This window comes from Pseudocalidococcus azoricus BACA0444 (assembly GCF_031729055.1).
GTDB lineage: Bacteria > Cyanobacteriota > Cyanobacteriia > Thermosynechococcales > Thermosynechococcaceae > Pseudocalidococcus > Pseudocalidococcus azoricus.
Genome location: NZ_JAVMIP010000016.1, coordinates 73,521 through 82,374, shown reverse-complemented (window position 1 = coordinate 82,374; position 8,854 = coordinate 73,521). Strand labels below are relative to the sequence as shown.

2 protein-coding genes are annotated in these 8,854 nt (G+C 47.4%); one reads left to right on the top strand and one right to left on the bottom strand.

The annotated features are described in order from the left end of the window. Nucleotides 1–31 precede the first annotated feature (31 nt). Nucleotides 32–304 carry a ferredoxin-thioredoxin reductase variable chain gene (locus RIF25_RS13400; protein ID WP_322879036.1) on the bottom strand — a complete coding sequence of 91 codons (273 nt, stop codon included), beginning with the start codon at nucleotides 302–304 and terminating at the stop codon, nucleotides 32–34. A gap of 287 nt (nucleotides 305–591) precedes the next feature. On the opposite strand from RIF25_RS13400, the gene RIF25_RS13395 reads away from it, so the two are divergent. Beyond that, on the top strand, nucleotides 592–8,652 hold the full coding sequence (locus RIF25_RS13395) for a CHAT domain-containing protein (RefSeq protein WP_322879035.1): 8,061 nt from the start codon (nucleotides 592–594) through the stop codon (nucleotides 8,650–8,652). Nucleotides 8,653–8,854: the final 202 nt, after the last annotated feature.

The following is an 8,854-nucleotide window of genomic DNA, read 5'->3' as shown; positions in this document are numbered from 1 at the left end:
ACTACTATACTCACTGTTGCTACTGTGCCACCTAGTTGGAGAATCTGCTGTAAGCATCAGTCTCGGGTTCTAGTTCACTGGCCTGAAGATGAGCCGAAAACTTTGGAGAAAACTTGACGCAGTAGGGATAATTGGCACTAATGGGTCGCCCTTGCCATTCGTGGAGAATGCCTGTGATATGGCCGACTAAGCCCTGAATGTCAAAGGCTTGCCCACGATGCTCAGGATGGTGATAGACCAACACAGAGGTTTTTACCCGCACTGCCATACCTAAGGTAAAGTTCTCTTTCTCTGACGCAATCATAGGGAATTCTCTGGGTTAATAAATAGGGCGGTGGATACAAACGTCTTTTCCTAGATTACCGGAGGAGGGGATTCCCCCTACAGTCGAATTCCCTAATCCTCAATCCTGAGAATGCTCTATCCTTGGGAACTGGTTTTCCACAGATGTCACAGAAACCTGAAATACATAAAAATTGACCCATTCCGTCTTGCCCAGAGGAGAAGGCTTTGGTAAAACTAGCTGTATATCGTTGCCCTAGTAGTGAATCGCTGGGGTAGCTAGGGCTATAAGTGAGGGCAATAGTAGTGATGGTCAAGCAGTGGATTTCATGGCAGCAGATTGGCCTGGGGCTGCTTGGCTCTGTCCTCACGATGCCCTTGGCTTTGGCCCAAAACGTCCAGATTATTCCGGCCCCCAACGGCACTGGCACAATTGTTGAAGTCAATGGCAAACAGTTCAACATCAGCGGTGGGGCTTTTTCTGGGGATGGGCGGAACCTATTTCACCTCTTTCGAGAGTTTGGCCTCAACAATGGACAAATTGCCAATTTCCTTGCCAATCCTCAGTTGCGAAATATTTTAGCGGGGGTGAATGGCGGTAATCCTTCTGTCATCAATGGTTTGCTCCAAGTCACAGGGGGTAATCCTAATCTCTATTTGATCAACCCGGCGGGAATTATTTTTGGGGCCAATGCTCAACTCAATGTTCCGGCGACCTTCGCTGCGACTACGGCGACTGGGGTTGAGTTTAGGGGGGGCTGGTTTAGTCTCAATGGAACAAATAATTTTCAAAACTTAGGTGGTAATCCCATTGGCTTTGCCTTTACCGGAAACCAGGCCGGGTCAATTGTCAATGAAGGAAACTTGAGCGTTAACCCAGGCCAATCCCTGCTTTTGCTGGGTGGAAACGTGGTGAATACGGGCAATCTTTCGGCTCCAGGGGGGGAGATTACGGTTGCCGCAGTCCCAGGCCAGAGCTTAGTGCGGATTTCCCAGGCCGGGCAGTTACTGAGTCTTGATGTCCGCACACCCCAACCGGGAGACTCATTACCCCATGATTGGCAGTTACCCATTTTAAGTTTGCCGGAGCTTTTAACTGGGCCTGGGGCCGCTCATGTCAATCAAGTCTCTGTTAATCCCGATGGTTCAATTCGCCTAGGGAGTAAGAATATCTGGGCAACTCCAGGCCTGGTAGGTATCACGGGGGACTTAAATACGAGCTCGAATCTCAACTCCACCCAGGTCGGCGGCTCAATTACAGTCGTAGGTAACAGTATTGATTTAATTGGAGCAACTCTCAGGGCTAATGGCCCCTTAGGCGGTGGCACAATTCGCATTGGCGGTGACTATCAAGGCAGCGCCACCTTACCCCAGGCCCAGTTTGTCAATGTTGATGGAAATTCTCTGATTGCGGCCAATGCGCTTAATACCGGGGATGGGGGACGCGTCATTTTATGGTCACAGGATCAAACCAGGTTTAATGGCCAAATTACAGCTCGGGGGGGAACGCTCGGAGGAGATGGCGGATTTATTGAAACTTCCAGTAAAAATATCCTCAGTATTCTGGGTGGCAGTGTTGATGCAGGGGCAAATTTAGGGGCGGCTGGAACTTGGCTGCTCGATCCCACGGCGATTACAATTGTTGCATCTGGGGGTGGAGCGATTGGTACATCTGTCGTTGATGTTGGGTTAATCAATTCTGCTTTAAACAGCAATACCAACGTTACCTTAAATACCAATATTGATATCAGTGGCGGCGATATTCTTCAAAACGCTGATGCTAAAATCAACCATACAGCGAATAACCAACCAACCCTCTCAATGATTGCTTCTGGGGCAATTACTCTGTTGGGCGGCATTAACAGTAGCTTTTCCGGCTTAAATGTTTCCTTAAGTGCCGGAGACTCCGCAGGTGGGCCAGTTGATCCTAATGTAAGTCATCAAATTTCCATTGCTGGCCCACAACAACTAACGATGAGGACTCTAACGACAAAAACTGATGCTTGGACTCAACTCCAGCAAAGCATTAAGACAAGAGGTGATCAAACCTATAACAGTTTTGTCAGTATTGCGCCTGATAGTAATGCTACTGTGCCATTTACCTTGGAATCTACCACTGGCTCTTTGATTTTTAATGATCAACTCTCAATGACCAGTAACCTTGTTGCCCTAGTTGCTAACAACTTTCAATTTAATGGGGGTGATGACAGTATTACAGGGCCTGGTGGCACAATTGCTTTGGCCACAAATGGTCTATTCACTGTTAATCAGGGTTTAATCAATACGTTTGCCGATGGATTTAACCTCATTGGTCTGGCCAGCCAGTCCTCACAAGTCCGCTTAAGTTCCGATATTGCAGTCACCGATCCCCTGCGTATTTTAGCTCCCCAGATTAATACTCAAGGATTTAATATTTCAGGAACTGACAATGCTAGTTTGATTCTTCAGGGGCCTGGGGGGGTGACGGCAAATGGCCTGACTACTGCCAATGGATCAATTATCGTCTCCACCAGTAGTAGTCAAACTAATCCCGCAGTTAGCCTACTCCCATCTCCTATCTCACTGGGTTCAGTTAATAGTGGCAATAGTCCCTTAGCATTACTAACCACTGGGACGTTGGCAACGGGTTCATTAGATACGTCTGGGACTCTCACACTCCAGGCCACCAACGGTATTACTCTCAATGGACAAGTGGGTGGCTCACTTGCTCCCATTAGCTTAGTTGCCCTTGGCCCAACAACAATTAGAGAGTCAATTACAACTTCTGGCAATCAGCTTTATACCGGATCCGTAACCATCAATGCTAGTAGTCCTACCACTGCCACTAATCCACTAACTTTAACCTCTCAAAACGGCATTTTATCCTTTGGCAATACTCTAGCGGCTGGAGGCAACTACCTAGAACTGTTTGCTAATGGTGCAGATGCCTTAATCTTTAATGGCGGGCCGGGTAGCGTTAGTGGAAGTAAGGGGATTATCTTTGCGTCTAATAACTCCTTGGTGGTGAATCAATCGATACTTGCTCCCCTAGCCGATGGCTTTGAATTTATTGCCTTAGCGAGTCGAGCACCTGACTCCACTGCTGTAGTCCTAACCAGTGATATTACTGTTAATGATCCGCTCATTTTATTTGGGCCTGCCATTAATACTCAAGGTCATGCAATTAACGCAGTAGATAATGCATCTGTAACATTACAAGGCTTTGGCACAAATGGCGTTGTCACAGGTAACATTACAACTCAAGGACAACCAATTACGATTAGCACCAGTAATGATTTTGCCAACCCGTTGACCAGTTTATCTTTTGCGCTGATTAATACAACTGGCGGGACACTGACAGCCAATGGCAGTACGATTCAAATTGTGACCAACGGTAATATTAATACTGGTAGTCTCACCAATACCTTTGATGATGGCATGATTAGCCTGACTGGTTTTGATGTTGATACTACATCTGGCATCCTGACCAGCCCCACTGCCAATGCAAGAGTTGAAATAAATGCCGTTAACAACATCAGTATTGGCGCAATTACACCCGCAGCCCAAGGCATTAGTGGTGAAGGTGAGTTTCGGGCCCAAAGCCAAAATGGAACGATTAACCTTCTCAATGCCTCTGACTTTGGGTTCAGCGGTGTTACTTTAACCGCCCCTGTGGGTATCAGTACCTCCCAGACGATTAGTACCCGTGGACAAGCCATTAACCTGACGAGTATTAGCGGTGATATTAATACTCCAGGCCTGGTGAGTAACGGTGGTGCAATTAATCTCAATAATGCTGCCGGTGATATTGTAATTGGTTTGATTACGAGTGGGGGGGGGAATGTTGCGATCACAAATGGAACCGGTGCAGTCAATACCGGACTCTTAACCAGTCAAGATGGCAGCATCAATATTGCGACTGAAAGCGGGGCCATTACTCTGGGCGGTATCAATACCTTTAGCGGAGCAGTAAACTTGACTTCAGGAACAGGTGAGATTAACACCGGCAACCTGAGCAGCACCTCTGGGACAATCCAGGCCAGTACGGGGCGTAATCTGACAACAGGCACGATTGATACGCCAGGCTCTGTCACTCTGACTGGTTTAGAAGTCACTGTTGGGGCTATTGGTGAGACACTTATCCCCAGTCTTTTGAGCATTACTTCGGGGGCTAACACAACAACTATTACCGGTAATATCACTACCATTGGCAATCAAACCTACACTGGCCCTGTTGTCCTCAACCCAGCTACGCCAACATCGCTGCAAATCCCCCTTTCACTTTCATCTCAAGCTGGGGACATTATTTTCAGTAGCTCTCTCAATGTTGGGAATCATAATTTACTTCTGGATGCTAATGGCAGTAATCCATTTCAGTTTAATGGCGGTACTAATAGTGTGACGGCTACTGGTGGTACTTTAGCACTTTTAACAGAAAATTCTTTATCACTTAATCAGGCATTCTTAAATCCTTTTTCAACCGGGTTCTCTACGCTGGCAATCAATTCTGCCCCAAGTTCACCATCCGGAGGGGGAATCAGCCTTACCGATAATTTAACATCTGCTAATCCCCTGCGCCTTTTTGCTCCAAGTATCAACAGCAATGGTTTTAATATCACTGGCCTGGGTGGTGCGAGTTTGACATTACAGGGGCAAGCAATAACGGTTAATGCTCTCTCTACAGAAACAGGGGGAATCATTGTCTCCACAAGTCCAGGCCTGGATCCAACTACTAACTTACAAGTTGGCCCGATTCAAACCGGCGCGATTAGCAGCACCAATGGAAATATTTCTTTACTGACAGCAGGAACGTTAATCAGCGGGGCGTTGAATACCAATGGTAATATTATCCTCACAGGCAATCAAGGCATTACACTGGGAGCCGTTGGTAATTCTGCAACACCAGATACTCTCACGACCACGGGTTTGACAACAGTTACTCAAAATATTGCCGTTGATAATAATCTGCTCTTTAACAACAATGTCATTGTTAGTGATGCAACCCCGAGTACGCCACTCCAGTTAGATGCAAATACGATTACGTTTAATGGAGCAGTCAATACTGGCAGCGGAGATGTCGTTGTCTTAGGGGATACCATTCTTGCCACAGGTGGCCCGGGTAGTGTCAGTGGAACAGGCAGTTTAACCGTAGGAACTCAAGGTGCGCTGACCATTAATTCCAGTAACTTTTTGCCTTTAGCTGATGGCTTCCGTCTAATTGTATTGGGAACTGGCGGTGGTATTACACTAGCTAGCAATTTAAGTTTTTCTGATCCGGTTGTTTTCGGCACCTTAGGCAATATTAATACTCAAGGTTTTAATCTTGTTGGAACAGATAATTCAAGCATTACATTGCGAACCTTTGCCAGTGCTATAGACTTAGCGCAAATTTTGGCTGGTGGTATTACCTTAGAGAATATTGCAGCGGTTCCATCGGGTTCAGGCAGTATTCAGACAAACACCATCTCCACAAATGGGCAGTTAATTAACATTGCCACCAATGGATCAATTACCACAGGCAGACTCACCAGCCAAGGAGGAGCCATTGGCCTGGGTACAACTACAACCACCGGAGCAATTACAACCGGCCCCTTAAATGCTGGCAGCGGTTCAATCCAGGCCCTCACGAGTGGCATTCTCTCCACTGGGGCAATTGATACATCTGGAGCTGTGACATTACAAGGTGCTGATGTTTTCGTTAATGGCGCAATTGGTAATCTCCTATCTCCTAATCTACTAAATGTCACCGCCACCGCCTCAGATACCATTTTTATCGGTGGTAATATCACGACTTCTGGAAATCAGATTTTCAATGGCAATGTTGTACTGACCAGTGCCACTAATTTACTAGCTAACGCTGGAACAATTACTTTTAATGGAAATCTTAATGGTGCATTTCCAATCTCTTTTACAGGCAGTCAGTTCAATATTAATGGCACTATTGGTGAGATAACTCCCTTGACATCCATTGTGGGCACGGGTTCTACAACCTTAGCTGGTAATGTCTTTACATCAGGAAACCAAACCTTTAATAGTCCCCTCATAGCCATAAGTTCCAGCACAACATTTCAATCAACAGGCGGGAACCTCAATTTCAACAATATCACCACGAATGGTGGCAACTTGAGGCTATTGGCAGCCGGTAGTTTAGTAACCGGAAGCTTAATGACTAACAACTTCGCTGGAGCGGCTGGAAATATTAATTTGCAAGGGGCAACTATTGATACGACAGCTGGAATAATCAGTGCCACCAGCCCAACCCAACAAGGGACAATTACGATGCAGGCCCCAGGTAACATCAACCTTGGCTTTATCTTGACCCGCTCTGATGGGACGGGAGCAACGGTAACTGTTATTAGCCAAAATGGAAGTATTAACGCCCTCAATGGTATTGACCTGGGAACTAATCAGGGGGTGGGTTCTCAGCTAACCTTGCAAGCTGGAAGTGATATTAATTTGGCGGGAACGTTCTATGCTGATGCGGGTACCCGTGACGCAGGGCAAATTCGTCTGACTAGTGGTGGCAGTATCAGTGGCAGTACAGCCCAGTTAATCGCTTCTGCAACAACCAGTTTTGGTTTAAGTGGGACTCCATCGGGCAATGGGGGCCTAGTTTCAGCAACTGCCACAGGTAATATTAACCTGGCGACGATTTCTGCTTTTGCCGATGCGGGTGATGGGGGAACGGTCACGCTCAATGGTCAGACTATTGAAGTTGAATCAATTGATGCTCAGGGCAGTACTCAAGGAGGAACGGTCAATATTATGGCTGGCCCCCGTTTCCAGGCCACGGATACCTTTATTGATCAAGATGGGATTAACGCCAGCATTTCCGCAGCTGGGGGAACGGGCAACGGTAACATCAGGATTCAGATTAACAGTGCGGCTCCCTTTGTCGTTGGGGGAAGTAGTGAAAATGGCACAGTGGGAGCGATTACGACAGGAACAAATAACACGATTTCTGAGCAAACATTTCCAGCCAGTGCCACAGTCGGGAACTTTGAGCTAATCACCCTGGGCACACCAACCCCAATTCCTAGCCCAACCCCTAGCCCCACTCCCTCCCTAACTCCCGAACAAAAACAACAGGCCAGTGTCGTGCTTCAGGGGCAAGAGAATAGTCAATCAACCTTATCCCTGGTTAATCCGCCACCCTTAACCTTGATTAATCGTGATTTTGCTATTGAGGTATCTCTGATTGAAGAACTCCAATGCCAAACCTTTAGCAATTACTTTGGTCGCTCTCTGTGTCAACGTCCACAATCCTTAGAAGAAGTGAAAGGCATCCTGGCCAAAATTGCCAACCAAACCGGTAAAAATCCAGGTGTAATCTATGTCCTGAGTCGGCCGCAACAGGTAGAGTTACTCTTAGTCACAGGTGGCCAAGAACCAATTCGTCACGTCATCCCCGGAGTTACCCAGGCCCAGTTGAGTGAATTAGCCCAACAATTTAGCAATCAAGTCCGCGATCCGCGCTTTATTGGCACTAATGCCTACCTAAGCAATGCCCAGAAGCTCTATCAAATTCTGATTCAACCCCTGCAAACAGATCTACAAGCTCAAAAGGTAGATACCCTCCTATTCTCCTTAGATACAGGTTTACGCACGATTCCCCTGGCAGCCTTACACAATGGTCAGCGATTCCTGGTTGAAGAGTATGCTCTCGGGTTAGTTCCCAGCATGACGATGATTGACCCCACCTATAGAGATATTCGCCAAGACAAAATTCTCGCCATGGGGGCAGATACCTTCTCTGATTTAAGCCCGTTACCGGCTGTCCCCGTTGAATTAGCCACCATTACCCAGGATTTGGGCGGGGGGGTGAAATTCCTCAACCAAGACTTCACGGTGCGCAGATTGGAAGCCGAACGGCGGCGGGAAGATTTCGCAGTTGTCCACCTCGCAACTCACGGAGAGTTTAATCCGGGTTCGGTCAAAGATTCCTTTATTGCCTTTAGTGATCGGCGCGTCAACTTGGAACAAATGCGGCGGCTCCGGCTCAATTTACCGACTACAGATCTTCTCACGCTAAGTGCCTGTCGGACGGCGGTGGGGGATGAGCAAGCGGAACTGGGATTTGCGGGGCTGGCAGTGCAGTCAGGGATTAAAACCGCCTTGGCTAGTCTCTGGTATGTCAGCGATGAGGGGACACTAGGCCTAATGACAGAGTTTTATCAACAACTGGGCCAGGCCCCCATTAAAGCCGAAGCTCTCCGCCAGGCCCAGCTAGCCATGATTCGCGGCCAGGTGACGATTAAAGATGGTGAACTGATCTCCGCAAACCGGCCCAATCCCATTAAACTTCCCCCAGGCCTGGCCAATGTCCCTAACCGCGCCCTGAATCACCCCTACTATTGGGCCGCGTTTACGATGATTGGTAGCCCCTGGTAAACTTCAGAGGATTTATCATTATTTTACTTAAAACGAAATACTAAAAGATTTGAAACCATCACGGGCAGTAGGGCAAAAGCTGGGCAACGGGAGTCCCGGAATTAGCCATCAGGATACCTGTCCCCAACTTGACTCAGGATAATTGGCCGGAAAGATTTGCTTGAGTCTGACGAATATTGACTATGGCCGTCTCATCCCCAAC

Coding starts and splice junctions, on each gene's coding strand:
- RIF25_RS13395 (WP_322879035.1), top strand. CDS start 592: ATGGTCAAGCAGTGGATTTCATGGCAGCAGATTGGCCTGGGGCTGCTT.
- RIF25_RS13400 (WP_322879036.1), bottom strand. CDS start 304: ATGATTGCGTCAGAGAAAGAGAACTTTACCTTAGGTATGGCAGTGCGG.